Source organism: Fuscibacter oryzae, from assembly GCF_016765795.1.
GTDB classification, from domain to species: Bacteria; Pseudomonadota; Alphaproteobacteria; order Rhodobacterales; family Rhodobacteraceae; genus Fuscibacter; species Fuscibacter oryzae.
The window spans coordinates 476950-503642 of sequence record NZ_JAESVP010000002.1; the positions used below are offsets into that span (position 1 = coordinate 476950).

Sequence of the window (26693 nt, forward strand, 5' to 3'; positions counted from 1 at the left end):
CCTGAAGGGGAGGTTCAGTTATGACCGACAGACCGCTTGGCTTTGACACGCTTGCCATTCATGCGGGCACCGCGCCCGACCCGGCCACCGGCGCGCGGCAGGTGCCGATTTACCAGACCACGGCCTACGTCTTCAAAGACGCCGAACACGCCGCGCGTTTGTTCAACCTGCAAGAGGTTGGCTATATCTATTCCCGGCTGACCAACCCCACCGTCTCTGCTCTTGCCAATCGTGTGGCAGCACTTGAGGGCGGCGCGGGTGCCATCGCCTGCTCGTCCGGTCACGCGGCGCAGATCATGGCGCTGTTTCCGCTGATGGGGCCGGGCAAGAATGTCGTCGCCTCGACCCGGCTTTACGGCGGCACGATCACCCAGTTTTCGCAAACCATCAAACGCTTTGGCTGGTCGGCAAAATTCGTCGATACTGACGATCTGAACGCGGTAGAGGCGGCGATTGACGACAACACCCGCGCGCTCTTTTGCGAAACCATCGCCAACCCCGGCGGCTATATCACCGATATTCCGGCACTGGCCCGCATCGCCACCCTCAAGGGCATTCCGCTGATCGTTGACAACACCACCGCCACCCCGTGGCTCTGCAAACCGATTGAGATGGGGGCCACGTTGGTGGTCCATTCCGCCACCAAATACCTGACCGGCAATGGCACGGTGACGGGCGGCATCGTGGTGGATTCGGGGCAGTTCGACTGGTCGGCATCCGACAAATTCCCCAGCCTGTCGCAGCCCGAACCCGCCTATCACGGCCTGACCTTCCACCCCACGCTTGGCGGCATGGCGTTCACCTTCCACTCCATCGCCGTGGGCCTGCGCGATCTGGGCATGACGATGAACCCCCAAGGCGCGCATTACACGCTGATGGGCATTGAAACGCTGGCCCTGCGCATGGCCCGTCATGTTGAAAACGCCCAGATCGTGGCCGAATGGCTGGAACAGGATTCGCGGATTGAGGCGGTCACCTATGCGGGCCTCAAATCCTCTCCCTGGCACAAGCGCGCCGAATCCATCGTGCCGAAAGGGGCCGGGGCGCTGTTCACCTTTGCCGTAAAGGGCGGGTATCAGGCCTGTGTGAAGCTGGTCGATAGCCTACAGCTTTTCAGCCATGTCGCGAACCTTGGCGATACCCGCAGCCTGATCATCCACCCCGCCTCGACCACCCACCGCCAGTTGGAAGAGGATGCGCAAATCCGCGCCGGGGCAGCACCCAATGTGGTGCGTGTGTCGATTGGTATCGAGGATGTGCGCGACATCATCGCCGATCTGGATCAGGCGCTGACCAAGGCCACCGCCTGACCAAAGGAAAGGGGCGGCCCGCGCAGGGCCGCTCCGACCGCTTACTGCGCAATCTCATAGGTGATGCTGACCGACGCCATCATGCCCACCTGCCCCGCCTGCACCGGCACGGCAGCGGCAGCCTTGGCATCGTACATAACCGGCATCCCGCCGCCATAACCCTGCGACTCGCTGATCGAAAGCACGCGGCCCAGTTTCACCCCGGCCGCCGCCGCCAGCAATTCGGCCCGCGCATGGGCATCCAGCGTGGCGGCCTTGCGCGCCTCATCCTGCGCCGGGCGCGGCTGCGACAGATCAAAGCTCAACCCGTTCAAGGTGTTGGCCCCGTCGCCCACCGCCGCATCCAGCACACCGCCCAACCCGGCCAAATCACGCACCCGGACCGACAGGATATTGGCGGCGGAATAGCCGGTGATGGTCTGCGCGCCACTGGAACTCAACCCCTCGCTCGACCAGACCGGGTTCAGGCTCAGGTTCTGGGTCTGCAAATCCTTGTCATCGATGCCCGCGCCCTTCAGCCGCTCGATCACCTTGGTCAGCGCCTCTGTGTTGGCCTTCATCGCCTCGGCCCCGGTGGCACCTTGGGTCGTGACACCCAGCGAGATGGTTGCCATGTCGGGCGTCGCCTGCACCGTTGCCTCTCCGGTTACGGTAATGGTCGGCGTGGGCGCATCGGCCAGGGCGGCAAAGGGCGAAACAAGGGCCGTGGAAAGAACGATCATCTTAAGAATGCGCATGAAAACCTCCTTATAGGTCTGGCGCGATCAAGCTGTGATCTTAAGACGCAAGCCGCAAGGCGATCCTTGGTGTGAAGACGGGCCTTTTTCTTCCCTTCGGCGGAAAGCTGCTGTAAGGGGTATTCACCCGACCGGGGCGCGTTCCCGCGCCTCTGGCCAACGTGCTAGACCCCTTGGAATGAAACCAGCCTTCGCACTTGACTTACGGGACGATGCCATCGGCCTTCTGCATCGCAGCGGCCCAACCTGGCAACAGGTGGGCGGTGTGGCCATGGATGAACCCGACCTGACCGGCGCGCTGTCTTATCTGCGCGCAACGGCCCTGGGCCTGTCGCCTCGTGGCATCACCACCAAGCTGGTGATCCCGAACGACCAGATCCTGTATACCACCGTTTCGGCCCCTGGGCCGGATGACGAAAGTCGGCGCAGCCAGATCAGGGCCGCCCTCGACGGGCGCACCCCCTATGCGCCCGAAGATCTGGTGTTCGACTGGTCGGGCACCGGGGATGAGGTGCAGGTCGCCGTCGTCGCGCGCGAGACGCTTGACGAGGCAGAGGGCTTTGCCGCCCGCCACCGCTTCAACCCAATCGCCTTCGTCGCCGTCCCCGAGGCGGATGACTTTGCAGGAGAGCCGTGGTTCGGCCCCAGCGCGTTGTCGGTCTCGCTGCTGTCCGGCATCGAAAAGGTCGAGCGTGACAACCTGCCCGTCCTCGACATCCGCCGAAACTTCGAACCCGAACTTGAAGCTGAAGATGACGCGCAGGTCGCACCGCTGCTGATCCAGCCCGAATATGCGCCATCGGATGATGTTGATGCGGTCGCAACCCCGGCTTTGCAAGAAGCAGTCTCGGCAACCGCTGAGGGCGACCCAGAGGCAGAGCCAGACTTCGATCCGGCCCCGATGGAAGACCCGTCCCTTCCTGACGAGGTTGCCCCCCTCCCGGAAGAAGCCCCGCAGCAGCCAGAACCAGAGGTCCCTCCTCCGGCAGATCCGGTCCAACCACCGGCACAGAAATCTTTGCCAGCGGAAACCTTGTCGCAAGCGATCCGTCCGTTGCTTCCGCCCATCGTGGAAGAGGCACCGATGGCGCTGGATGTCATGCCAGAGGAAGAGGGCCCTGCCCGCCCCTCGGTCATCAATCCGGCGATCCCCGATGACGTACCTCCGATGCCGGGGCTGGCAGCGGCCATGGCCTTCTCCAGCCGCCGTGCGCCCGATGTGGCGGCGGCAACAAGTGGTCGGATTGTGCGGCCCACCGTTACCAAGCCTGCGGTGGCAAAACCGCTGGCCGCCAGCAAAGGCTTTGCGGCAGAGCCGGGTCCGGCACAGCGACCCGCCGTTTCTGCGGCCCCAGCCACGGCTGCTGCGCGCAACGGGCGGGTAGCCCCTGCCAAAAACGGTCTCTCATCGCTCGATTCGTCCGCCGCAAAAGGCAAGAAATCCCCGACAGAAGAGCTGTCCGCCGCCAGCACCGCAGGCGCATCCGCTGTGGTCCGGCCAACGCAGGCCAAACCTGTAACCGGCCTGTCGGGCCGTGCAGTCGCTCCGCCCCGCAAGTCGCGGCATATGGGGCTGATCCTCACCGGCATCTTGCTGCTGTTTCTGGCGCTGGTTGCGGCGTGGTCGTCAATCTTCCTCGCCTCTTCCGACGATCCGTCCCAGCCAGAGGCGGTACAAACCGCCTCTGCCACGCCGGATGTGCAACCGACGACCGATCCTGCCGACGCCACGCCCCCCGACCAATCCACCGACCTGCCCACGGCAGAGGATGAAGCGCTGGCCGATCTGCAAGATCCGGCATCTGGCACCGATCAGGCCACCCCAGCCGTCACCGAACCCGCCCCGCTCGATCCGGCCCCCGCTGCCGCCCAGTCGGCCGATGCTGCGCCAACAGCGACCGCCCCGACAGGCGAGCAGGCTCAGGATGAGATTTTCCTGGCAACGATGGATGCCGCGCCCAAAACGCCCGATCCCTCTGCTTTGCCCGACCCCGAAGCGCGCGGCGACAGCCTGCCTCTCTCGCAGGCTGCCCCCCCGCCCTTTGGCACCACCTATCAGTTCGACGCCGCAGGTCTCATCAAGCCCACGCCGGACGGGATCATCACCCCCGAAGGGATCACGCTGGTTGCAGGCAAACCGCCGCTGCTGCCCAAGCCGCGTCCGGCTGCGTTGGCCGCTGCCGCCCTTGCTGTCGCTGCCGCACCTGCTGTGGAAGCGGCAGTCGCCGCAGTTGCCGCCGAAACGCCGTTCCCATCAGACCCCGCGCTGGCAGGGGCCAAGCCCCGGTCACGACCCGCATCGCTGGCCCTGCCCCCGGCCGTAACGCCAGATCCCGCAACCGCGCCCAAGCCGGATGACGGGGCCGCGCTTGCTCCGGCGGCAGATGTGCCGCCCGGCCCACGCCCGCTTGCGCGCCCCGCAGCACTCGCCGCAGCCGTTCCCCCCGCAACCGATGCCTCCGCCGCTTCGCTTGCAGCAAATATCGACGCGGATTCGATCAGCCCGCTGGCCATCGCAATTTCCCGTCGCCCTGCCGCGCGCCCCTCTGGTCTGAACAGCGCGGTCGAGGCTGCGGTCGCCGAAGCCAACCGCCCCGAAGCGCGCCCTGAAACACCTGCCCCGGAACCAGAGGTCAAGCTGGCCGCCGCGCCGGTTGCTGCCCCCGAATCGAATGTCCGCCTCGCCACGCCAGAGGCCGATTCAGAACCAGAGGCCGCCTCCGCCGCGCCTTCCATCCCGACCCGCGCCTCGGTGGCAAAACAGGCCACGCTGAAAAACGCCTTCGATCTGGGCAAGACCAATTTGATCGGGGTCTATGGCACGCCGTCGAAACGCTACGCGCTGGTCCGCACCTCGTCTGGCAGTTTCAAAAAGGTCAAACCGGGTGACCGGATCGATGGCGGCAAGGTTGTCTCGATCGGAGATGACAGTTTGCGCGTTCAAAAAGGCGGCCGTACGGTCGTGCTGGCCCTGCCCAAGACCTGACGACCCGAAAACCAGACTGCCCAAATCCTGACCGGCCAATACGACACCGGCTGTTTTCAGAACACGAAAGATTTCGTATCCGCCCCTGATTGTTTCAACTCGCCGAGAGGTGGGTTGCGCTGCCACATTCATCCGGCACAAGAAGACGCCATGGAAGATTTCCTGCTCCTCGCCTCGATTTATCTGGGTGCCGCTGTGCTGGTGGTGCCGCTTTCCGTGCGTGCCGGTCTTGGCTCTGTCATCGGCTATCTGGGCGCGGGCATTCTGATGGGGCCGATCCTTGGCCTTGCCGGGGCTGAAACCGCGAACCTTCAGCATTTTGCCGAATTCGGCGTGGTGCTTATGCTGTTCCTGATCGGGCTGGAGCTGGACCCGGCGGCCCTGTGGGAAATGCGGCACAAGCTGGTGGGCTTGGGCGGGGCGCAGGTGGTGCTGACCTCGGCGGCCATTGCCACGGGGCTTTTGCTGTTGGGCCAAAGCCCCGGCGTGGCGGTGACCTGCGGCATGCTCGCCTCGCTGTCCTCGACCGCCATCGTGCTGCAAACCATGACGGAAAAGAACCTGATGCGCACCCAAGGCGGTCGCAGCGCCTTTTCGGTGCTGCTGACGCAAGACATCGCCGTCATTCCGATGCTGGCGCTGATTCCGCTGATTCCGCTGCCGCAAACCAATATCACGCTTGATGCGTCGCGCTTCGGCATCATCAACCCGCCGACCGAGGTGGAAAGCCACGCTGCTGGCACCGCCGCCGAACCCTTGGTCACGCTGGTGCAATCCTTGCCCGGCTGGGGGGCGGCGCTGCTGACGCTGGCGATCGTTGCTGGCATCGTGCTGGCGGGCCATTACCTCAGCCGCCCGGTCTTCCGCTTTGTCCACGCCGCCCGCCTGCGAGAGATGTCCACCTTCATCTCGCTGCTTCTGGTGCTGGGCATTGCTTTCCTGATGACACTGGTCGGCCTGTCGCCCGCGCTTGGCACCTTTCTGGCCGGGATGGTTCTGGCCAACTCGGAATTCCGCCATCAGCTAGAGGCGGATCTGGAGCCGTTCAAGGGCCTGCTGCTGGGTCTGTTCTTCATGACCGTGGGCGTTGGCGTCAATTTTCAGATGCTGGCGCGCAGCCCCTTTGTCGTTCTGGGCCTGACGCTGGGGCTGATGGCGCTGAAGCTGGGCATCCTTTATGGCCTGTCGCTGGTGTTCAAACTGCGCGGCAAGGACCGCTGGCTGTTTTCGCTGTCACTGGCGCAGGGCGGCGAGTTCGGCTTTCTGATCGTCAGCTTTGCCCGCAGCGAAGGCGTACTGCCCCTTGCCGCCGGGCAAATGTCGCTGCTGGTGATCAGCCTGTCGATGCTGCTGACGCCCTTGCTGTTCATCGCCTATGACCGGCTGGCGCTGCGGCTGAAAGCGCGGGTGCCAGACCGCGCACCCGATGCGATTGACGAAAAAGGCCCGGTCATCATTGCCGGGATCGGGCGCTTTGGTCAGGTCGTCAACCGGCTGGTGCGGCATTCTGGCATTCCGACCGTCGTCCTCGATGCCGATCATTCCACCATCGAAACCCTGCGGCGGTTCGGGGTGAAAAGCTTCTACGGCGACCCCTCTCGCCCCGATCTTTTGCAGGCGGCGGGTCTGGCCGAGGCGCAGGTTCTGGTGGTCGCGGTTGATGATACGCAGGTGGCCAACCGCATCGTGCGCTATGCCAAATCGGTCCGCCCCGATCTGCATGTTGTCGCCCGCGCCCGCGACCGGGTGCATGTGTATGAGATGTATCAGGCCGGGGCCGATGACATCATCCGCGAAACCTTTGACAGTTCAATTCGCGCTGGCCGTTATGTCCTAGAAAACATGGGGTTCTCAGAATACGAGGCCGCGAAACTGTCGCGCACCTTCTATCATATGGACCGTGCGGCAGTGCGCGATCTGGCCCGGTTGTGGAAACCGGGGCAACCGGCCCATCTGAACGAACCCTATGTTGCCCGCGCCAAGCAGCTTGACCGCGATCTGGAAACCGCGCTGATCGATACACTGCACGAAACCCAGGCTATGCCCGGAGAGATTGACCTGTCCGAAGCCATCCTGCTGTTTGACGAGCCGCCCGCAACGCCGGTGGCCGACAATCTGCCGGTCACCGCCGAAATTGCGCTTCAGCCGCCCGAAACGCCTGCTTCGGCAAAGGTTGCCATCCCCGACTGACAGACCACCGCCGCGCGGATCACACCCAAGGCAACCGCCGCACCTGACCCTTCGCCCAAGCGCAGGCCCAGCGACAGCAGTGGTTGCTTGCCCAGTTTCTCCAGCAGCCGCGCATGGGCACCCTCGGCCGACAGATGCCCCGCCACCGCATGATCCAGCGCCCCCGGCGTGGCACAATGAAGCACCGCCGCCGCCGCGCAGGCGATAAACCCGTCCAGCACCACCGGCACCCGTTCGACCCGTGCCCGCGCCATGGCCCCGGCCATCGCCGCCACCTCGCGCCCGCCAAGCGCGGCCAGCACCTGCAAGGGGCCTGTCACATCCGCATGACGCGCCAGCCCGGCATCCACCGCCTTCGCCTTGCGCGTCAGGCCCGCATCATCCACCCCGGTGCCGCGACCCACCCAATCCATGCCGGTGCCACCGAACAGCTTGGCGGCAAGGGCGGCAGCCACCGTGGTATTGCCAATCCCCATCTCGCCCACCACCAGAATGTCGGCCTTTGGGCTCACCGCATTCCAACCGGCTTGCAGGGCCGCCACCGTCTCGGCCTCGGTCATCGCGGGGCCTTGGGTAAAGTCTGCCGTGGGCCGGTCAAGTTCCAGCGCCACCACTTCTACCTCGGCGCCATGCAGCCGCGCCAACTGGTTGATCGCTGCGCCACCATGGCGAAAATTCGCCACCATTTGCACTGTCACTTCGGACGGAAAGGCCGAAACGCCTTGCGCCGTCACGCCGTGGTTACCAGCGAAAATCACCACCTGAGGGTGATCAATCTGCGGCTGCGCCCGGCCTTGCCAACCGCCGATCCAGATCCCCACCTCCTCCAGCCGCCCCAGCGCGCCGGGGGGTTTGGTCAACTGGCCATTGCGCTGGGCAGCGGCGGCAAGGGCCGAGGCATCGGCGGCGGGGCTTGCCGCCAGCAGGGCGGCGAATTCGGGCAAAGAGGTGAAGGCGGTCATGGCAAATCCGTTGTATTCCGGTTCTCCCTTGGCTAGCCAAGGCCAAGCCGAATGAACAGCCCGGAAAGGACCGTTCGATGCAATTGCGCGACCTGCGCCACGATCTCTTTGCCGCCTTCGGCCTGTTGACGCGGCTGCCCATGCCCGACACCGGCGCACCAGACCCGCGCGCCGCCTGGGCCTGGCCTCTGGCGGGGCTGGCGGTGGGCGGGCTGGCGGTTCTGGCGGGCATGGGCTCTGCCGCGCTGGGGATTGTGCCCGGTGTTACCGCCGCGCTGATGCTGGGCGTTGCTGCGGCGCTGACTGGGGGCCTGCACGAAGACGGGCTTGCCGATTGCGCCGATGGCTTTTGGGGCGGGCGCGACAAGGCCCGGCGGCTGGAGATCATGAAAGACAGCCGCGTCGGCAGCTATGGCGTGCTGGCGCTTGGCATCGTGCTGCTGGCGCGCTGGTCGGCGCTGACGGCGCTGGTTGGCGCGGGCCATTGGGGGCCGGTGCTGGCGGCAGAGGCGCTGTCGCGCGCCGTGATGCCTGCCGTGATGGCCGCCTTGCCCAACGCGCGCGGCAGCGGCCTGTCGGCCAGCCATGGTGCGCCGGGCTGGGGCACGGCGATGCAAGCGGCGGCCCTTGCCGCCCTGCTGGCACTGTCACTTGCAGGGTGGCAGGCCGTGCCGATGATCCTTGCCGCCATGCTGGGCACCGGGGCCGTCGCCCTGACCGCCCGCGCCAAGATTGGCGGGCAGACCGGCGATGTTCTGGGGGCCAGCCAGCAGATCGCCCTGACTGCCGCGCTGGCGCTGGCAGCGTAAAGCAAAACGGCGGCCCGACGGCCGCCGTTTCATTCATTCCCACAAAGATCAGGCCGCGCGGCTGGTCAGCACATCGCCAACCTTGCGCTGCGCGCCCGCTTCGTCATCGCCCGAAACGGCGGCGACTTCGCGGGTCAGACGCTCCAGCGCCGCTTCGTAAAGCTGACGCTCGGAATAGCTTTGCTCGCGCTGATCATCGGCGCGGTGCAGGTCGCGCACCACTTCGGCAATCGCCATCAGGTCGCCCGAGTTGATCTTTTGCTCATACTCTTGCGCGCGGCGCGACCACATCGCCCGCTTGACCCGTGCCTTACCCTTCAGCGTATCCAGCGCCTTCGACACCACTTCAGGCGAGGAAAGCTGGCGCATCCCGATATCAATCGCCTTGTTGGTCGGAACCCGCAGCGTCATCTTGTCCTTTTCGAACGAGATCACGAATAGTTCCAGCTTCAGCCCGGCAATCTCTTGCTCTTCGATCGAGACGATCTTGCCCACGCCATGGGCGGGGTATACCACGAATTCGTCAGGGCGAAATTCGGGCTTCTTGGCTTTGGTCATGTTTGTCAGAGTCCTCGGCGTTCACCCATTTTCCGGCGCAAACTGCCACAGCACGGGAAATCCCGCCCTGCGGTCACATCAGTGTCGGAAAAGCGTCCCAGACGAGCAGTCCTGAGGCGCAGTCAGGTATATTTGTTTTGCGTCAGAAATATGTAGCACAAAAATCACGCGATTCCAACCGCCGCAATAGCAGCATCAGGCCAATCACGCCCGGTAATCTCGAGTATTTTACCAGTTAGTCAGCCAAACTGACCCAAACTGACGATTCGAAACCGAATCAGCCGCCTTCGCCAGGGGCTTCCGAGAAATACTTCTCAAGCTTGCCGGTCTCGCCATCGCGTTCCTCATAGCCGGGCAGCGGGTCGCGCTTGGTGGTGATCACCGGCCACAGCAGGGCGTATTTGCGGTTGAACGTCACCCATTTGTCCATATCCGGCTCGGTATCCGGGCGGATCGCATCGGCGGGGCATTCAGGTTCGCAGACGCCACAGTCGATACATTCATCCGGGTGGATGACCAGCGTGTTCTCGCCCTCATAGAAACAATCGACCGGGCAAACCTCTACACAGTCGGTGTATTTGCAGGCGATGCAGTTGTCGGTCACCACATAGGTCATCGGCGGGCCTCATAGCGTTCACGGCGCATCCCTACCCGCTTGGGCAGGATCATTCAAGCGGCTCTGCCATGGCATCCTGCCCCGGCGGGTCCAGATCTTCGTAAAGGGCCACAGCCTCGGTTGCGGGGCCGCGCCGGTCAGACAGCGACAAGACCCGGATCAGGCGGATGCGCCGGCCTTGCGGAAAGGTCAGCACATCGCCCACCGCCAGCCCATGCGCCGGTTTCAGGCAGCGCTGCGCATTGATGCGCAGATGCCCGCCCTCGGCCACCTCGGCGGCCAGTTCGCGCGATTTGAAGAACCGGGCGTGAAACAGCCATTTGTCCAGCCGCAGCTTCGGCTGGGCCAAATGGGTCTGCTTGCCGCCCGGTCCCGCCATACCGGCCTTAGACCTTGCCCTTCAGCGCCAGCAGGGCGGCAAAGGGGTTATCGGGGTCAATCGGCTTTTCGGGGCGCGGAGGACGCGCCTCGAACGATTTCGGCTTGTTGTCGCGGTCGCGGTTGCGGTCAAACTTGCCGCCACCCTTGCGGTCGCCGCCACGATCCGCCCGGTCGCCCTGCGGCTTGCCGCCTTCGGGTTTCGGGCCGCGACGCTCGCCCTCGGGGCGGGGGCCACGGTCGCCTTCGCGCTTTTCGCGCGGGGGCCGGTCACCACGCGGAGCGTCACCACGGGGCGCATCCGCGCGCGGGGCATCCCCCTCTTTGCGGGGCGCGCGTTCGGGGCGCGGGCCGCGCTCGGGGCGCTGGAACCGGGGCTTTGGCGCCCAGGTGAAGGTGTAGAACACCTCCATCTCGGGCGGCGCTTCGGCAGCCGCCTCTTCCGCCGGGGCCTCTTCGGGCGCAGGCGCAAGGATGGATACCTCTTCAGGGATCGGGTTGATCACCGCTTCGGGGTCAACCACGACCTCGACCGGCGCGGCGGCAACGGCCTTCACCTTGGCGCGTTCGGCTTTCTCGCCCTTATAGCCCAAACCGCCCATCAGGTCGTTGAACTGTTCCAGCGTCATCCCGGTGATCGACAGCATGTCCGGCGTGGCTTCAAACCCCGCGCGGCTGTCTTTCTGGCGCAGGATGTCGGCCAGACGTTCCAGCATATCAATGCGGATCGCGCGGGCGCCCGACGGGTGATAGCCCGACAGCGTGTAATGCGTCTTCGGCACCTCGGCGATGTTCGGTATGGTCACAAGGCCGGGCGGCGGGCTTTCGGGGAATTCCGACAGACCGTTCCACAGCGACCACAGCACCAGCCGCAGCCGTGTGGGCGCGGGTTTCAGCAGCGCGGGCAGGAACACGGTATATTGCCCGAACCGCACGCCATGCTTGCGCAGGGCACCGCGGGCATCCTGATCCAGTTCCTTGACCTCGGCCGCCACCGCCTCGCGCGAGATCACGCCCAGACCCTCAGCCAGCCGATAGGCAAAGCCACGCGCCAGCCCTTGCAGAGTTTCGTCGCGCGCCATCGCCAGCAGCGGTTCATACTGCGCGGCCACCTTGCGGTCGATGAAATGCTGCAACCGGCGGCGCAGCTTTTCGGCAACCTCGGGTCCGGCCTCTTCATCGACAAAGGCCTCGACCGCCGGTTTCAGCGGCTCGGTCCCCTTGATGAGCTTGCCCACCGCAGAATTGCCCCACATCAGGCCACCCTGCTCGGTAAAGTCCATCTCGGTATCGGGCGCGTTGTAAAAACGGTCCGCCCGCAGGCTGAATTCGGGCTTCAGCGCCTGATAGGCCGCCTGCCGCAGCGTCTTCGCCTCATCCGTCGAAGCGGAAGCATCCTGCTGAAAGCGGAAGCCTTCCAGACGGCCGACGAATTCGCCTTCAACCGTCACTTCACCCTTGTCATTCACCTCGGCCACGAGGGTCTCCTTCTGTTTCAACCGGCGAAGCAGAACGCTTGTCCGCCGGTCTACAAATCTTTGGGTCAGGGCTGCATGCAACGCATCTGACAGGCGGTCTTCTACCGCGCGCGTCTCGCCCCGCCAATGGCTTTCGTCTTCGACCCAGTTTTTCCGCTGCGCAATGTAGGTCCAGGTGCGGATATAGGCCAATCGCTTGGAAATCGTGTCAATGTCGCCACCCGGCTTGTCAATGCGCGCCACGGCCTTGGCCAGCCAGTCCGAAGGCACCCTGCCCCCGCCAAGGCCGCGCCCGACCAGAAAGTCGAAAATGCGGGCCAGCAGGGCGGCATGGTCCGCCTCTGACACGCTGCGAAAATCGGGGATTCGGCACACGTCCCACAACAATTGCACCCGCTTTGGGCCGGTCAGCCTGTCACGCACCTCTGGCATGGCCGACAGCGCCTTCAGCGCCACCACATCATCAGCATCGCGCGCCCGGGTCAGCCATTCGTCGTTTGTGTGGCGCTCAAGGCTCGCTATCAGGCGCTCGGCGGTGCCAAATTCCAGATCATGGTTGCGCCAGTGCAGCTTGCGCACCGGCGGAAAGCGGTGGTTTTCAATCGCCTCGACGGTTTCCTCATCAAAGGGCCGCGCCTCGCCGGTCACGCCAAAGGTGCCGTCTTCGGTATGCCGCCCTGCCCGGCCCGCGATCTGGGCCAGTTCTTGCGGGAACAGCCCGCGCATCCGCCGCCCGTCAAACTTGGCTGTCGCCGAAAAGGCCACATGCTTGATATCCAGGTTCAGCCCCATGCCGATGGCATCGGTCGCCACCAGATAATCGACATCGCCATTCTGATAGAGGTCCACCTGCGCATTGCGCGTGCGGGGCGACAGCGCCCCCATCACCACCGCGCAGCCCCCCTTGGTGCGGCGGATCAGCTCGGCGATCGCATAGACGTTTTCCACCGAAAACCCGACAATCGCTGACCGGGGCGGCATCCGGCTGATCTTTTTCGACCCTGAATACGTCAGCGTCGAAAACCGCTCGCGTTTCAGGAACTGCACGCCGGGCACCAGATTCGCGATGGCCTGCCGCATGGATTCGGCGCCCAGAAACAGCGTTTCGTGCCAACCCCGCGCCCGCAGCAACCGGTCGGTGAACACATGGCCGCGGTCCGGGTCGGCGCAAAGCTGAATTTCATCCACCGCGACGAAATCGGCCCCAATGTCCAGGGGCATCGCCTCGACCGTACAGACCCAATAGGCGGCGCGTTCGGGCACGATCCGCTCTTCGCCCGTCACCAGCGCCACGACCGACGGGCCGCGCAGCGCGACGATGCGGTCATAAACCTCGCGCGCCAGCAGCCGCAGCGGCAGGCCGATCACCCCGGTGCGGTGCCCCAGCATCCGTTCGATCGCGTAATGAGTCTTGCCGGTATTGGTCGGCCCAAGAACGGCCGTGACCCGCGCATTGGCGTCCATGGGGTGGCGTCCTTACAGGTCCTGGCCTTGAATTTCGGCGGTCAGCCGGGTGATCGCATCGGGCACGCCCTCGGCATGGGGATCAATCTCCAGCACCTTGCGATAGACTTCCAGCGCCTTTTCGGGGCGCTTCAACTCCTCAAAAATCATCGCCAGACCCGACAGCGCGCCAAAATGCCGGGGGTTCAGTTCCAGCGTACGGCCGATGTCATGGATCGACGGGCCCAGCAGACCCGCGTTGTAATAGGCCGTCGCCCGCGCGTTCCAGCCTTCGGCAAAGTCGGGCGCGTGATCGACCAGCGCCGTCAGATGGGCAATCGCCCCCTCGGTATCGCCCGCCTCCAGTGCGTCACGCCCGCGTTGCAGCAACAGATCCATCGCAGGAGAGCCGGATTTCGACCATTCGATCCAGATTTCTCGCTCTATCTGGCGGGCATCGGCATCATTCGAGGCGCGCAACCGCTCGAACAAACTGTCCAGCCGCGACGGATCGGCCATGGCAGGAAGGGCCGCAGCCGTCATGGCCAGCAAGATCGGCAAAACTGCCGCAACGATATGATTGTGTAACCGAACCCGGAACCGCATAACTTGAAAGTAACGCATTGGGCGAGAAATTCCAGCCCGGCACTTTCACGATGGAGAGACAGATGAGCGAAGTGATCAATACCGCAGTTGCGGCCCTGCAACGCAAGATGCCCGCGGGCTTTGGCGGCGGTATTGCCAAATTTGTCATTCCCGGCGAAGGCAGCATTATTGCCGATAGCGCCGGCGTACGCGCCGAAGATGGCGACTCCGATGTGACCCTGACCGCCACCGGCGAAGTGTTTCGCGCGATTCTGGAAGGCGAGATGAACCCGACAATGGCCTTCATGACCGGCAAACTCTCGGTCGATGGCAACATGGGCCTTGCCATGCAGCTTGGCGCGGCGATGGGTTGACCTTGAACACCCCATCGCCCGCGCCGCTGTTCGAAGATGTGGCCGACGGTCCCGCCGGGGGGCGCGCGGACTGGATTGTCACCTATGACGGCGCGCGCATTCGCGTCGGCTGGTGGGCGTGCGATGGGGCGAAGGGCACAGTCATCCTGCTGCCCGGCCGCACCGAGTATATCGAAAAATATGGCCGCGCCGCAACCGATCTGGCCGCGCGCGGCTATGCCATGCTGACCATCGACTGGCGCGGACAAGGGTTGGCCGACCGCCCCATGCCTGACCGGTTGGTTGGCCATGTCGAACATTTCGACGAATATCAGCGTGATCTGGATGCGACCTTGGCTCATGCCCGCGCCGTGGGCCTGCCCGAACCGTTTTACATGATCGCGCATTCGATGGGCGGCTGCATCGGTCTGCGGGCCTTGCTGCGCGGTCTGCCGTTCAAGGCGGCTGCCTTCTCTGCCCCGATGTGGGGCATCCTTATGGCCGCATGGATGCGGCCCGTGGCGCTGACCGTTTCAACCTTGTCACGGTTTGTCGGCGCAGGCGGGCGCTATACGCCCGGCACGGGCGAGGCGTCATATGTACTTGCAGCCCCCTTCGCCGGCAACACTCTGACCACCGATTCCGCGATGTGGGGTTATATGGTGACCCAAGGCAAGGCGCATCCAGACCTGACGCTGGGCGGACCCAGCCTTGGCTGGCTGCGGGCGGCGCTGGTCGAATGCCTGTCGCTGGGGCGTAGCGCCTCGCCCGCCGTTCCGGCACTTTGTGCGCTGGGTTTGCAGGAAAAGATCGTCGATGCCGGGCCGATCCACGCCCGCATGGCGGCCTGGCCGTCAGGGCGGCTCGATCTTTATCCGGCTTGCGAGCATGAGGTGATGATGGAAACCCCCACCACCCGCGCCCGGTTCTTCGATGCCGCCTGCGCTTTGTTCGACGCCAACCGCTGACCGCCACACCTGCGCGCGCAAAAGCCCCCCCTATTTCTCCCGTAGACGCCCGCGCTCTCGCTGCAACCACAGCGCGGTCAGGATCAGCGGCGCATTACCCACCTCTCCCGAACCCACCAGCGCCATCAGATCGTCAAATCCGATCAGGTGGCCGCGAATATCCTCTGCCTCGCCTGCCACGCCGAACACCCCGGCGCTGCCATCGGGCAGATCACACAGCGCAACATAGGAATACAGAAACTCGGCACAGATGCCGGGGCTGGGGTAATAGCCCGCCACCGTCTCCAGCGCGCCCAGTGTCAGGCCCGCCTCCTCCACTGCCTCGCGCCGGGCGGCCTGTTCGGGCGTTTCTCCGGGGTCGATGCGGCCGGCAATCGCCTCTAGCTGCCAGGGGTTGGCATCACCGCGCCCGAAAGGGCCGCTGCGGAACTGTTCAACCAGCAGCACGCGGTCTCGTACCGGATCATAGGGCAGAACCGTCACTGCATCGCCCGACAGAAACACCGCCCGCGTCACAACCGGGCTGGCTTGGCCGCCAAACTGGCGGAACGACAGGTCGTATTCCTCAACGGCAAAGAACCGGGCATAGGGCTCGCTGCGGGCCGAAACCTGCACATCCTGCGGCTGGCGCGGGCTGCGCAGCGCCGCTGGCGCGCCCACTACCGCCCGCGCCCGCGCGGCACCGCGAACCTTTACCATCCCCAGCCGCGCCGCAACCTCGGCAGCGGGTTTCAAGCCGTATAGCGCCATCACATCCAGCGCCGTCGCCGCCAGCTCTGCCACCGGCAGATCATCGGCCCCGCCTGTGACCGCCAGATAAAACTGCACGCGCGCCAGATCGTCAGCGCCCTCACGCCCAAGCACAGCGCGCAAAACCGCCTCGTGGCGCAGCGCGCCTTGCCGCCAGTCAGCCTTCATCGGTCAACCCAGCCGCTTATAGGCAATCTCGGTCAGCCATCCTGCAATGATCCCGCCGACGATCAGCGCGACCGGCGTCGCCGGCGCCGCAAGATTGTGGCCATAATCATACATGATCGTCAGCACACCCAGCAGCGCATCCGTCGGACCATCGTAAAGCTGCCGCATGGAGCGATGGATCATCAGATAGATCGAGAACAGCAGCATCACCCAGAACAGCATCACGACCGATGTCACGATGCCAGAACCCGCCGCCTCTCCCATACCCTTGCCCACGCGGCGCCCCATGGTCCGCCATCCCCAGACCACCCCCACCAGCGCTGAAACCTCACGCAAATACCCCGGAGGCGTGCCTTCGGGCAGGGTCGGCAGGAACAGATGGGCGGCAATCGCCCCGACGATGGCAAAAAGAATGGCGGCAACCAATTTCGAGGCGGTGGGCATAAAGGCTCCTCAGGGCCGGGTCATGGTAATTTGTGTCACATCACAGTTGCCCCCACCAAAGGCCCCGGCGCAAGAGGTCAGATAGAAATTCCACATCCGGCGAAAACGGTCATCAAACCCCAGCCGTGCAATCTCATCCCACCGGCTGTTGAAAGTATCGTGCCAGCGCCGCAGCGTCTGGCTATAGCTCTGGCCAAATTCGACATGGCTTTTCAACCGCAGCCCGGCCCGCGCAATCTCGGCCCGCAGCGCGGCGGGAGAGGGCAGCATCCCCCCCGGAAAGATGTATTTCTGGATGAAATCAACCTGCTTGCGATAGGTCTGGAACCGCTGGTCTGAAATGGTGATGATCTGAAGCGTCGCATTGCGGCCCGGTCGCAGCCGGTCATGCAGCGTGTCGAAATAGGCGGGCCAGTATTTTTCGCCGACCGCCTCGAACATCTCGATGCTGGCGATCCCGTCATAGCTGCCGGTCTCGTCGCGGTAATCTTGCAGCTTGATCTGAACCCGGTCCGACAGCCCCGCCCGCGCCATCCGCGCCACGGCAAAATCGTGCTGGGCTTGGCTGATGGTCAGGCCCGTCACCCGCAGCCCACGCTCTTTCGCGGCATATTCGGCAAAACCGCCCCAGCCGCAGCCGATCTCCAGCACATGGTCGCCGGGCCGCGCGCCCATCTGATCAACCATCGCGGCGTATTTCTGCACCTGCGCCCGCTCTAGGCTTTCCTGCCCGGTCACAAAACGCGCGCTGGAATAGGTCATCGTTTCATCCAGCCACAGCCGGTAGAATTCGTTCCCCAGATCATAGTGATAGGCGATGTTCTTCTTTGCCTGCCGCTTGCTGTTCGATTGCAACCAGAACCGCATTCTTTCGTACATGCGTACCAGACCCAGACCGGGAAAGCCGTCATAAACGCTTTCATTGCCCTGCTGGATCAGATCCAGAAAGGCCTGAAGGTCGGGGCTGGACCATTCGCCTTCAACATAGGCTTCGCTGAACCCCAGATCCCCTTCGCGGATCAGGCGGGCAAAGACATCGGGCGCATGCGCGACAATCTCTGCCGCCCCTCCGGCATTGCGCCCTTCGGCGCGAAAGCGGCGGCCATCGGGCAGCACGAAATCCAGCCGCCCACGGTTCAGACCCTTTGCAATCTCGAACACCGCAGCAAAGTAACGTGGCAGGCCGGTCTGGCCCTTTGTCGTTGTGAACACGGTCATCGCACCCCCCCAAGGCGTGATCACCGCAGGATTCCAGAGTTTCCCGCGCTTCTCAAGATTTTCCTTGCTTCAGCGCCTCCAGCGCGCGTTCGCGCCCTGCCGCCAGATCGATCAGGGGCATCGGATAGGGGGCCGCCGGGTCCATCCCCCAGCTTTTGGGAACCGCATCGAAATAAGACAGTGCCTCGGCACCGGGGTTGCGCGTCATTTCGGCAATCCAGCGGCGGCGATAGCGGCCCTCGGGGTCAAACTTCTCGGCCTGCGTCGCAGGGTTGAAAATGCGGAAATAGGGCGAGGCATCGGGGCCTGAGCCCGCAACCCATTGCCACCCCATCGCATTCGCCGCCGGGTCCCAATCGGTCAGGCATTCGGCAAACCAGTCAAGGCCCACGCGCCAATCGGTCAGCAGATGCTTGGTCAGATAACTGGCCGCGATCATCCGCGCGCGGTTGTGCATGCGCCCCGTGACGAACATCTCGCGCATCGCGGCATCAACCAAAGGCTCGCCGGTCAGACCACGCCGCCACTTTTCCGCATCGGCATTGTCACCGCGCCAGGGAAAGGCGTTCCAGTCGGCCTTCCAGTTGTCCTGCCCCAGTTCCGGATAATGATACATCAGGTGCCAGGCAAACTCGCGCCAGACCAGCTCCTTCAAGAAGGTCTCGGCCCCCGGATTGCCCTCTTCCATCGCGCGCCTGCCCCGGTGCCACAGCGTGCGGGGCGAAATCTCGCCATAGGTCAAATGTTCCGACAGGCCAGAGGTTGCGTCTTCGGCCACGAAATCGCGCCGCGCCGCATAGGCGGCCATGCGGTCTTCGGCAAACCCGGCCAGCCGGTCCAAGGCCGCGCCCTCTCCGGACGACTGCCAACGCGCCAGAACCACCGCGCCGCGCTGCATGTCGCAGGTCATGTTCCAGTCCGCCAAAGCCGCGCTGTCGGGCCAGCGCTCCGGCCCCGGCAGATGCACCGGCGCAGGCAGTTCTGGCGCAACCGGCAAGGCCCGCACCGCCCGCCAATAGGGGGTGAACACCCGATAGGGCCCGCCCTGCCCGGTTTCCACCGTCCACGGCTCGTGCAGCACAAAGCCCGCATGGCTTTCGGCCAACAGCCCCCGCGCCTTCAGCGCCGCCTTCACCACCTGATCGCGGACGCGAGAGGTCGCGTCATAAGCGCGGCTCCACATCACGCCTGCTGCCCCGGTCTCCTCCACCAGCCGTTCCAGCACCTCCAGCGCCGGACCGCGCCGCAGGATCAACCGGCTGCCCACCCCCTGCAAGGCCGCCGCAAACGCCGCCAGCGCCATCTGCAACCGCTGCTTTGCCGCCGCCCCCAGCGCCTCGGTTTCCGGGTCCAGCACGAACACCGGCACCACGGGCCGCCCCGTCGCCAGCGCTGCCGCCAACACCGGATTGTCACCCAGCCGCAAATCGCGCCGGAACCACAGGATCAGGGGTTCAGCCATCCTTTCCTCCTTTTTCCCATGATACGCAATGCCTTGCCCCCCGGATCATTTGCACCTTTCCAAATACTCCGGGGGTGAGGGCCGCAAGGCCCGAGGGAGGCAGCGCCCCCTTACCTTACAGCACCCGATCCAGCGCCCCGATCAGCCGCTGCACATCCTCGCCACTGGTGTAATGCGTCAGGCTCATCCGCAGCACACCCTTTTGCAGATCAACCCCCATCGCCTCCAACGGGCGCACGGCATAGAAATCGCCGCCCCAGCAGGCAATGCCTTCGCGCCCAAGCGCTTCGGACACTGGCTCTGCCGCGCCGTGCAGCGCCACGGCAACGGTCGGCGCACGGGCCGCCGCGTCGCGTGGCCCGATCAGCCGCAGGTCATTGCGGCCCGCCAGATAGTCCAGCAAGGGGGCCACCGCCTCGACCTCTGCCGCGCGCATCAGGTCATGCACGCGGGCATTGCGCTCGCCCGCCGGGGCGTCGCCCGCGAAGTGGTGGCCGTAAAGCGCGTCGATGTAATCAGCCATCCCGGCGCAGGCGGCGATCTGGGCATGGTCCGGCCCGGCGGGGGTGAATTTCTTGTAAAGCGTGCCCGCATTGAACCAATGGCCCTGAACAGGCAGTTCCGCCCCGAACGCTTCCCCGATCAGCATGATGCCCTGATGCGGCCCATAGGTTTTATAGGCCGAGAACAGATACACATCCGCGCCAAGTCCCGCAAAATCCGGCAACCCGTGCGGTGCATAGCTGACCCCGTCCACCACCGTCCGCGCGCCCGCAGCACGGGCCATGGCGCAAATCTCATCCACCGGATTGATCTCGGCTACCACGTTGGAACAATGCGGGAAACAGACCAGCCGCACCTTGCCATCGGCCAACAGCGCCTTCAGCCCGGCCAGGTCCAGATGCCCGGTGGCCGGGTCAATCTGCCATTCCCGAACCTCGATCCCTTCATCCGCCAGCCGCCGCCACGGGCCGCTGTTCGCCTCGTGGTCCTGATTGGTCACCACGATTGCCGCATTCTGGCCCCGCAGCCAGACCCGCACCGCATTGGCCAGCACAAAGGTATTCGCCGTGGTCGAGGGGCCGAACGACACCTCCTCGCGTTTGGCGCTCATCAGCGCGGCCAGACGGGTCCGCGCCTCATCCATCTCTGCCCCGCCCTCTTGCGCGCCGGGATAGGGCGCATAGGGCTGCACCTTGCGGTCGGTATAAAAGCGGTGCAGCCGCTCTACCACCTGCTTGCAGGGATAGCTGCCGCCCGCATTCTCAAAGAACGCATGGCCGGACAGAACACGGGAGGAAAAGGCCGGGAACTGCGCCCGGACAAAATTCAGATCAAGCATGGCCATGGGCCTCCTTACATCAGTGCCTGTAAGGGATGACGACCCCACGAAGGGATCGGTCCCGTCGCGGCAGGTCTTCCAGCCAGCCACCTCGGCTTTTTCTTGCGCCGGGCGACAGTTGTCGGGGCTAGCCCGATCAACATGCTATGCCTAGCCAGCACCGCAGCGGCTGTAAACCCCCAGATGCCTGTGCCCTCAAATACGGCACGCCCGGCGCAACAACCCGACGTCAGGCACAAATTTGATCACGATTTTCAAGACTTCCCCTTGCATCGCTCCGCGCCATCGGCATTCTTCGCTCGTGCAATCGGCGACCGATGCCAAGTCGGTGCCACCCCGGCCCGGTCGTGGGGATTCGACCCGGCCTCCACCAACAGGAGAGCTCATGACCCGTTCCGCCCTACTTTTTGCCACCGCCGCAACGCTTGTGCTGGCCCCCCTTGCCGCCCGCGCGGCAGATGCCGAACTTACGGTGTTCGACTGGGCCGGTTTCGGCCTTCAAGAACTGATCGAACCCTATGCCGCCAAATACGGCGACATTCCCACCTATTCCTTTTTCGCCGATGATGACGAGGCGTTCCAGAAGGTCTCGACCGGGTTCAAGACCGATGTGACGCACCCCTGCTCTCAGATGGTATCGAAATACCGTGATGCCGGCCTGATAGAGCCGTGGGATGTGTCCAAGATCCCGGAATTCGCCAATATCAACCCGCGCTTCCTGAATTCGTCGATCTTCAAGGATGATGGCGGCGTCTGGTACATTCCGACCGACTACGCCTATACCGCCATTGCCTATAACACCACGGATGTCCCGGCCGAGGATGTCGCATCGCTTGACGTGTTCAAGAACCCGAAATATTCGCAGCGCATCGCTTTGCCCGACAACACCGATGACGTCTGGTCGCTGGCCCTTTTGGCCACCGGCGTCACCGATTGGACCAACGTGACGGATGAGCAGTTCAAGGCCGCCGCCGCCTGGCTGCGTGAAGTGCATCCGAACGTACGCCTGTACTGGACCGACCCGGCAGAGCTGTCGGCCGTCATGGCCACGGGCGAGGTGCAGGTGGCCTGGTCGTGGAACGATGCCGTGGCGCTGCTCAAGGCAGAAAACTTCCCTGTGGGCTTTCAGCGTTCGCCCAAGGAAGGCGTTGCCACCTGGTTCTGCGGCTATGTCAACATGAAGGACGGCCCCGGCAAGGAAGAAAAGGCCTATGATTACATCAACGCCTTCATCGATCAGTCTTCCGCACCGCAACTGCTGGCCAATATCGGCTATGCGTCCACCAATGACGCCGCCATGGCCAAGATTCCGCTGGAAGATCTGAAGAAGGCAGAGGTTGATCCGATCTCGACCACCCTTCTGGCCCAGACCCCGATTGACCACGCGATGCGCCAGAAAATGCTGGAAGAGTTCGAGCTGATCAAATCCGGCTTCTGATCGCAACCTTTCGCGGTCGCCGCAGCCGCGCTCCCCGATAGGGCGATTGCGGTCACATTACAGATCAGGCCAGACGCCCGGATGCCAGCCATCCGGGCGTTTGCATTTCCCTCCGCCCTCTTGCGATTCGTGCCCCCATCGCTTACGCGGGCGCATGACCCAGCATCAGCGCCTTCTCATCATCGACTTCGGTTCCCAGGTCACGCAACTGATCGCGCGTCGCCTGCGGGAACTGAACATTTATTGCGAAATCCACCCCTATAACCGTGTGGATGACGCCTTTCTTGCCAGCTTTGCACCGCAGGCGGTGATCCTGTCGGGCGGCCCCGACAGCGTGACCCGCCCCGGTTCTCCCCGCGCGCCAGAGGCATTGTGGAGCTTCGGCGTCCCGGTTCTGGGCATCTGCTATGGCCAGCAGACCATGATGCAGCAACTGGGCGGGCTGGTCGAAAGCGGCCATGGCACCGCCGAGTTTGGCCGCGCCTTCGTCACCCCCGGTGCAGACAAGCTGTCGATTCTGGATGGCTGGTTCACCGACGGCAACGAACAGGTCTGGATGAGCCACGGCGACCATGTGTCCCGAATTGCGCCGGGCTTTCAAGTCTACGGCACCTCACCCAATGCGCCCTTTGCCATCACGGCGGATGTGTCGCGCAACTTCTATGCCGTGCAGTTCCACCCGGAGGTGCATCACACCCCCAAGGGCGCGAAACTGTATGAGAATTTCGTGCGTCTGGCGGGCTTTACCGGCGACTGGACCATGGCGGGCTATCGTGAGCAGGCCATAGCGCAAATCCGCGCGCAGGTGGGCGACAAACAGGTGATCTGCGGATTGTCGGGCGGGGTTGATTCTTCGGTCGCGGCGATTCTGATCCATGAGGCCATCGGCGACCAACTCACCTGCGTCTTCGTTGACCATGGCCTGCTGCGCAAGGATGAGGCGGCGCAGGTCGTCGCCATGTTCCGCGACAATTACAATATCAAGCTGATTGCGGCGGATGAATCCGATCTGTTCCTGGGCGAGTTGGAAGGCATTTCCGACCCCGAGGTCAAGCGCAAGACCATCGGGCGCCTGTTCATCGACGTGTTCCAGAAATACGCCAACCAGATCGAAGGCGCGGAATTCCTGGCCCAAGGCACACTGTACCCCGATGTGATCGAATCGGTGTCGTTCAGCGGCGGCCCTTCGGTCACCATCAAATCGCACCACAACGTCGGCGGCCTGCCGGAAAAGATGGGGCTGAAGCTGGTCGAGCCGCTGCGCGAGCTGTTCAAGGATGAGGTCCGCGCCCTTGGCCGCGAGCTTGGCCTGCCCCAATCCTTCATCGGCCGCCACCCCTTCCCCGGCCCCGGCCTTGCCATCCGCTGCCCCGGAGAGATCACCCGCGAAAAGCTGGAAATCCTGCGCAACGCCGATGCGGTCTATATCGACCAGATCCGTAAGCATGGCCTGTATGACGACATCTGGCAGGCGTTCGCCGCGATCTTGCCGATGCGCACCGTGGGCGTCATGGGCGACGGGCGCACCTATGATTACGCGCTTGCCTTGCGCGCGGTGACCAGCGTGGATGGCATGACGGCGGATTACTATCCCTACACCCATGAATTCCTTGGCGAAACCGCCACGCGGATCATCAATGAGGTCAAGGGCGTGAACCGCGTCTTTTACGACTGCACGTCCAAACCCCCCGGCACCATCGAACTGGAATAAGGGCCAGCACCATGACCACCAACACCCGTGTTGCGCTGTCCAGCGACCATGCCGGAATAGAGATGCGTCAGGCCATCGCCAAGCACATCGCCGCCCAAGGCTGGGTGCCGGTGGACATCGGGCCGACCACGCCCGAAAGCACCCATTATCCCAAACATGGCGAGGCGGCGGCGCGGCTGGTCGCCTCGGGTGATTGCCGGTTCGGCATCATCCTGTGCGGCACGGGGCAAGGCATCATGATGGCCGCGAACAAGGTCAAGGGCATCCGCTGCGGCGTCTGCTCCGAAACCTTCTCGGCCAAAATGATCCGCCAGCACAATGACGCCAACATGCTGTCTTTGGGCGTGCGGGTCATCGGCGAAGGGCTGGCGCTGGAGATTGTCGATGCCTTTCTGTCCACCCAGTTCGAGGGCGGCCGCCACGCCACGCGGGTTGACATGATCACCGCGCTGGAAGGCCAAGGATGATCCGCCTGCGGGGTCAATTGCGCTGCATGACCGCCGATGAACGCGCGGCGGTCATCGCCCATATTGCCGACCACATCCGCCTGAGCCGGGCCGAACCGGCCTGTCTGTCGTTCGACATTGCCGAAACCGACGATCCGATGGTGTTCGAGGTGATGGAAAGCTTCCGCGACCGCGCGGGGTTTGAGGCGCATCAGGCCCGCACCCGCGACAGCGCGTGGTTCGCTGCGACCCGGCAGATTCTGCGCGATTTCCGGGTCGAGGAGGTGGGCGACTAACCCCGCCCCCACCCTAAACGGGAAAGGCCCCGCGCGCCGCGATGGCGGACAGGGCTTTGCGCTGACTGGGCACTTCGCGATTGCGCAGATCTTCGGGCAGGCTGGCAGGGTCACCGGGATGGCCAATGGCAATAACCGCGTGCAGGCCATGGCCTTGCGGCACATTCAGCGCCCCCGACAGCTTATCCTTGTCGAATCCGCCCATGCCGTGGGTCACAAACCCCGAAAGATGCGCCTGAAATGCCAGGCTGGCCCAGGCCGCCCCGGTGTCAAAGGCATGGGTCGGGTTGGGGACTTCCTCGCCCGAACTGGTGGTACGCGTGCTTTTTGACCCCACCGCCACCAAGGCCGCAGCCTTGCCCGCCCAAACCTGATTGCCGGCGCTCAGGCTGTCAAAGATCGTGGCAAAGCCTGCATCGCCGCGCAGCCCCCAGACCAGACGCCACGGCTGAATATTGCTGGCCGAGGGCGCCCAGCGGGCCGCCTCCAGCAGGCTTAACATCTGCGCTTCGCTTATCGGCGCATCTGAAAAGGCGCGGGGCGACCATCTGGCCGGAAACATCTCATCCACAGGATAGGCAGGGTGGCGGTTGGCCGGGATGGCGGACATCGACAGGTCTCCTTGCTGCTCAACAGTGACTTAGGCCGATTTGCCACCCGTGCAAATGCCAAAGCGCAGAATGTAACCGATACAATCTTGCGGTGGCGCGATACAATCGAAGGCGATACGTCTTATCCATGCGCACCAATTTCCTGTTCCGCCACCGCGATTTCGGCCTGTTCTGGCTGGGAATGCTGCTTGTCAACATCGCCGTGCAGATCGAGGCGATCACCATCGGCTGGCAGATATATGGTCTGGGCCGGGCGACGATGAGCATCGAGGAATCGGCGTTCCTTGTGGGCATGGTCGGCCTTGCGCAGTTTTTGCCGCTGTTCTGCCTGACGCTGTGGGCTGGCACGCTGGCAGACCGCCATTCCCGCCGCACCATCGTGATGATCAGCCTTGCGGTTGAAACGGTCTGCGTGCTGCTGCTGGTTGGCGTCGCACTGGAACCGCAACCCGACTATCGCCACATCTTTGCCGTGGCCGCGATCTTTGGGGCCGCGCGGGCCTTTCTGTCGCCCGCCGCCTCGGCTTTGGTGCCCATGCTGGTGCCGGTCGAAGAGATGCCGCAGGCCATCTCGCTCAAATCCTTGTCCTGGCAGGGCGCTGTGATTGTCGGGCCCTGGGTCGGCGGATTACTGTGCGCCGTATCGACCGCGCTGGCCTATGGTGTGGCGGCGGCGCTTTATACAGGCGGCATCGTATTCTGCCTGTTCCTGCGCGCCAATACCACGCCCGTCCGGCAGCCCGGCCATGCGCTGGAACTGATCCGCGAGGGACTGACCTATGTCTGGCGGCAAAAGATCATCTTTGGCGCGATCAGCCTTGATCTGTTCGCGGTTCTGCTGGGCGGGGCCACCGCCCTGCTGCCCGCCTTTGCCGCCGACATCCTGAAGGTCGGGCCAGAAGGGTTCGGCATCCTGCGCTCTGGCCCTGCCGTCGGCGCGGTGATCATGGCGCTGGTTCTGGCGCGCTGGCCGCTGAAACGGCGGGCCGGGGTGCGGATGTTCTGGGCGGTTGCGGCCTTTGGCGCGGCGACGGTTGTCTTTGGCCTGTCCAAGAACATGTGGCTGTCGGTCGCCGCCTTGGCCGTGCTGGGTGCGGCAGACATGGTGTCGGTCTATGTCCGCCAGACTCTGGTGCAGATTGTGACGCCCGATCACATGAGGGGCCGGGTGTCTTCGGTCTCTGGCCTGTTCATCTCTGGCTCCAACGAGTTGGGGGAGTTTGAATCGGGCGTCGTCTCGCGGTTTCTGGGGCCGGTGGGGGCGGCCATCTTTGGCGGCATCGGAACGCTTGGCGTCACCGGGCTTTGGGCGTGGATGTTCCCTGCTCTGCGCAAGGCCGACCGGCTGGACGCCGTGCCGGACGAGGCGGTCGAGACGATGCGCACCCATTCGGTCACCAGCCCGGCCACCCCGGTCTAAAACGGTCGGGGGCC

The 26693-nt window shown here is 64.2% G+C and carries 24 protein-coding genes; 11 read left to right on the forward strand and 13 right to left on the reverse strand.

What is annotated here, in order from left to right:
- Nucleotides 1-20: 20 nt before the first annotated feature.
- Nucleotides 21-1310: an O-acetylhomoserine aminocarboxypropyltransferase/cysteine synthase family protein gene (locus JI744_RS05585; RefSeq protein WP_202658697.1), complete on the forward strand. Its 1290-nt coding sequence runs from the start codon at nucleotides 21-23 to the stop codon at nucleotides 1308-1310.
- 41 nt (nucleotides 1311-1351) lie between these two features.
- Here JI744_RS05585 and JI744_RS05590 read toward each other — a convergent pair whose 3' ends face one another.
- Nucleotides 1352-2047: an SIMPL domain-containing protein gene (locus JI744_RS05590; protein WP_202658698.1), complete on the reverse strand. Its 696-nt coding sequence runs from the start codon at nucleotides 2045-2047 to the stop codon at nucleotides 1352-1354.
- Nucleotides 2048-2225: 178 nt separating this feature from the next.
- Here JI744_RS05590 and JI744_RS05595 point away from each other — a divergent pair, with 178 nt between their 5' ends.
- Together JI744_RS05595 and JI744_RS05600 are read left to right on the forward strand one after the other, a co-directional pair.
- Nucleotides 2226-5033, forward strand: coding sequence for a hypothetical protein (locus JI744_RS05595; RefSeq protein WP_202658699.1), 2808 nt, complete (start codon nucleotides 2226-2228; stop codon nucleotides 5031-5033).
- Nucleotides 5034-5183: 150 nt separating this feature from the next.
- Nucleotides 5184-7223, forward strand: coding sequence for a cation:proton antiporter domain-containing protein (locus JI744_RS05600; protein WP_202658700.1), 2040 nt, complete (start codon nucleotides 5184-5186; stop codon nucleotides 7221-7223).
- Here the strand turns inward: JI744_RS05600 and cobT are convergent.
- On the reverse strand, nucleotides 7175-8185 hold the full coding sequence (gene cobT / locus JI744_RS05605) for a nicotinate-nucleotide--dimethylbenzimidazole phosphoribosyltransferase (RefSeq protein WP_202658701.1): 1011 nt from the start codon (nucleotides 8183-8185) through the stop codon (nucleotides 7175-7177). The two genes, JI744_RS05600 and cobT, sit on opposite strands and share 49 nt — an antisense overlap.
- A 77-nt stretch (nucleotides 8186-8262) precedes the next feature.
- On the opposite strand from cobT, the gene JI744_RS05610 reads away from it, so the two are divergent.
- Entirely contained in the window at nucleotides 8263-8994 is a 732-nt protein-coding gene (locus JI744_RS05610; RefSeq protein ID WP_202658702.1) for an adenosylcobinamide-GDP ribazoletransferase, read from the forward strand.
- A 48-nt stretch (nucleotides 8995-9042) separates the two neighbouring features.
- On the opposite strand, the gene JI744_RS05615 is transcribed toward JI744_RS05610, so the two are convergent.
- The 5 genes from JI744_RS05615 to JI744_RS05635 all read right to left on the reverse strand — a co-directional run bounded on the left by JI744_RS05615 (nucleotide 9043) and on the right by JI744_RS05635 (nucleotide 14010).
- On the reverse strand, nucleotides 9043-9552 hold the full coding sequence (locus JI744_RS05615) for a CarD family transcriptional regulator (RefSeq protein WP_202658703.1): 510 nt from the start codon (nucleotides 9550-9552) through the stop codon (nucleotides 9043-9045).
- A 277-nt stretch (nucleotides 9553-9829) separates the two neighbouring features.
- Nucleotides 9830-10168: a ferredoxin FdxA gene (gene fdxA / locus JI744_RS05620; RefSeq protein ID WP_174211256.1), complete on the reverse strand. Its 339-nt coding sequence runs from the start codon at nucleotides 10166-10168 to the stop codon at nucleotides 9830-9832.
- A 49-nt stretch (nucleotides 10169-10217) separates the two neighbouring features.
- On the reverse strand, nucleotides 10218-10547 hold the full coding sequence (locus JI744_RS05625; protein ID WP_202658704.1) for an RNA-binding S4 domain-containing protein: 330 nt from the start codon (nucleotides 10545-10547) through the stop codon (nucleotides 10218-10220).
- Between the two features lie 7 nt (nucleotides 10548-10554).
- On the reverse strand, nucleotides 10555-13488 hold the full coding sequence (locus tag JI744_RS05630) for a helicase-related protein (protein ID WP_202658705.1): 2934 nt from the start codon (nucleotides 13486-13488) through the stop codon (nucleotides 10555-10557).
- Between the two features lie 12 nt (nucleotides 13489-13500).
- Nucleotides 13501-14010 (reverse strand): tetratricopeptide repeat protein, encoded by a 510-nt coding sequence (locus JI744_RS05635; RefSeq protein WP_236019260.1) that lies wholly within the window; start codon nucleotides 14008-14010, stop codon nucleotides 13501-13503.
- A 125-nt stretch (nucleotides 14011-14135) separates the two neighbouring features.
- On the opposite strand from JI744_RS05635, the gene JI744_RS05640 reads away from it, so the two are divergent.
- On the forward strand, nucleotides 14136-14426 hold the full coding sequence (locus tag JI744_RS05640; RefSeq protein WP_202658707.1) for an SCP2 sterol-binding domain-containing protein: 291 nt from the start codon (nucleotides 14136-14138) through the stop codon (nucleotides 14424-14426).
- Between the two features lie 2 nt (nucleotides 14427-14428).
- Nucleotides 14429-15373, forward strand: a complete 945-nt coding sequence (locus JI744_RS05645; RefSeq protein ID WP_202658708.1) for an alpha/beta hydrolase — start codon at nucleotides 14429-14431, stop codon at nucleotides 15371-15373.
- 30 nt (nucleotides 15374-15403) lie between these two features.
- Here JI744_RS05645 and JI744_RS05650 read toward each other — a convergent pair whose 3' ends face one another.
- From JI744_RS05650 to JI744_RS05670, 5 genes are all read right to left on the reverse strand, one after another.
- A complete protein-coding gene (locus JI744_RS05650) occupies nucleotides 15404-16291 on the reverse strand; it encodes an NUDIX domain-containing protein (RefSeq protein WP_202658709.1) in 888 nt (295 codons plus the stop codon).
- A 3-nt stretch (nucleotides 16292-16294) separates the two neighbouring features.
- Nucleotides 16295-16735 (reverse strand): TrgA family protein, encoded by a 441-nt coding sequence (locus JI744_RS05655; protein WP_202658710.1) that lies wholly within the window; start codon nucleotides 16733-16735, stop codon nucleotides 16295-16297.
- A 9-nt stretch (nucleotides 16736-16744) separates the two neighbouring features.
- The gene (locus JI744_RS05660) at nucleotides 16745-17953 is read right to left on the reverse strand and encodes an SAM-dependent methyltransferase (protein ID WP_202658711.1); all 1209 of its coding nucleotides are present in this window, start codon (nucleotides 17951-17953) and stop codon (nucleotides 16745-16747) included.
- Between the two features lie 52 nt (nucleotides 17954-18005).
- Nucleotides 18006-19415 (reverse strand): cryptochrome/photolyase family protein, encoded by a 1410-nt coding sequence (locus tag JI744_RS05665; protein ID WP_202658712.1) that lies wholly within the window; start codon nucleotides 19413-19415, stop codon nucleotides 18006-18008.
- A gap of 115 nt (nucleotides 19416-19530) precedes the next feature.
- Nucleotides 19531-20763 carry an aminotransferase class V-fold PLP-dependent enzyme gene (locus tag JI744_RS05670; RefSeq protein ID WP_202658713.1) on the reverse strand — a complete coding sequence of 411 codons (1233 nt, stop codon included), beginning with the start codon at nucleotides 20761-20763 and terminating at the stop codon, nucleotides 19531-19533.
- 379 nt (nucleotides 20764-21142) lie between these two features.
- Here JI744_RS05670 and JI744_RS05675 point away from each other — a divergent pair, with 379 nt between their 5' ends.
- The 4 genes from JI744_RS05675 (at nucleotide 21143) to JI744_RS05690 (ending at nucleotide 24648) form a co-directional block, all read left to right on the forward strand.
- The gene (locus JI744_RS05675) at nucleotides 21143-22195 is read left to right on the forward strand and encodes an extracellular solute-binding protein (protein ID WP_202658714.1); all 1053 of its coding nucleotides are present in this window, start codon (nucleotides 21143-21145) and stop codon (nucleotides 22193-22195) included.
- A gap of 154 nt (nucleotides 22196-22349) precedes the next feature.
- The gene (gene guaA, locus JI744_RS05680) at nucleotides 22350-23906 is read left to right on the forward strand and encodes a glutamine-hydrolyzing GMP synthase (RefSeq protein WP_202658715.1); all 1557 of its coding nucleotides are present in this window, start codon (nucleotides 22350-22352) and stop codon (nucleotides 23904-23906) included.
- Nucleotides 23907-23917: 11 nt separating this feature from the next.
- Complete coding sequence (rpiB, locus tag JI744_RS05685; protein ID WP_202658716.1) at nucleotides 23918-24373, forward strand: ribose 5-phosphate isomerase B; 456 nt, start codon at nucleotides 23918-23920, stop codon at nucleotides 24371-24373.
- Nucleotides 24370-24648, forward strand: coding sequence for a putative quinol monooxygenase (locus tag JI744_RS05690; RefSeq protein ID WP_202658717.1), 279 nt, complete (start codon nucleotides 24370-24372; stop codon nucleotides 24646-24648). The genes rpiB and JI744_RS05690 overlap by 4 nt, the downstream gene beginning before the upstream one ends.
- A 13-nt stretch (nucleotides 24649-24661) precedes the next feature.
- On the opposite strand, the gene JI744_RS05695 is transcribed toward JI744_RS05690, so the two are convergent.
- Complete coding sequence (locus JI744_RS05695) at nucleotides 24662-25258, reverse strand: nitroreductase family protein (protein WP_202658718.1); 597 nt, start codon at nucleotides 25256-25258, stop codon at nucleotides 24662-24664.
- A gap of 128 nt (nucleotides 25259-25386) precedes the next feature.
- Between JI744_RS05695 and JI744_RS05700 the strand changes: the two genes are divergently transcribed.
- Complete coding sequence (locus JI744_RS05700) at nucleotides 25387-26679, forward strand: MFS transporter (RefSeq protein ID WP_202658719.1); 1293 nt, start codon at nucleotides 25387-25389, stop codon at nucleotides 26677-26679.
- Nucleotides 26680-26693: the final 14 nt, after the last annotated feature.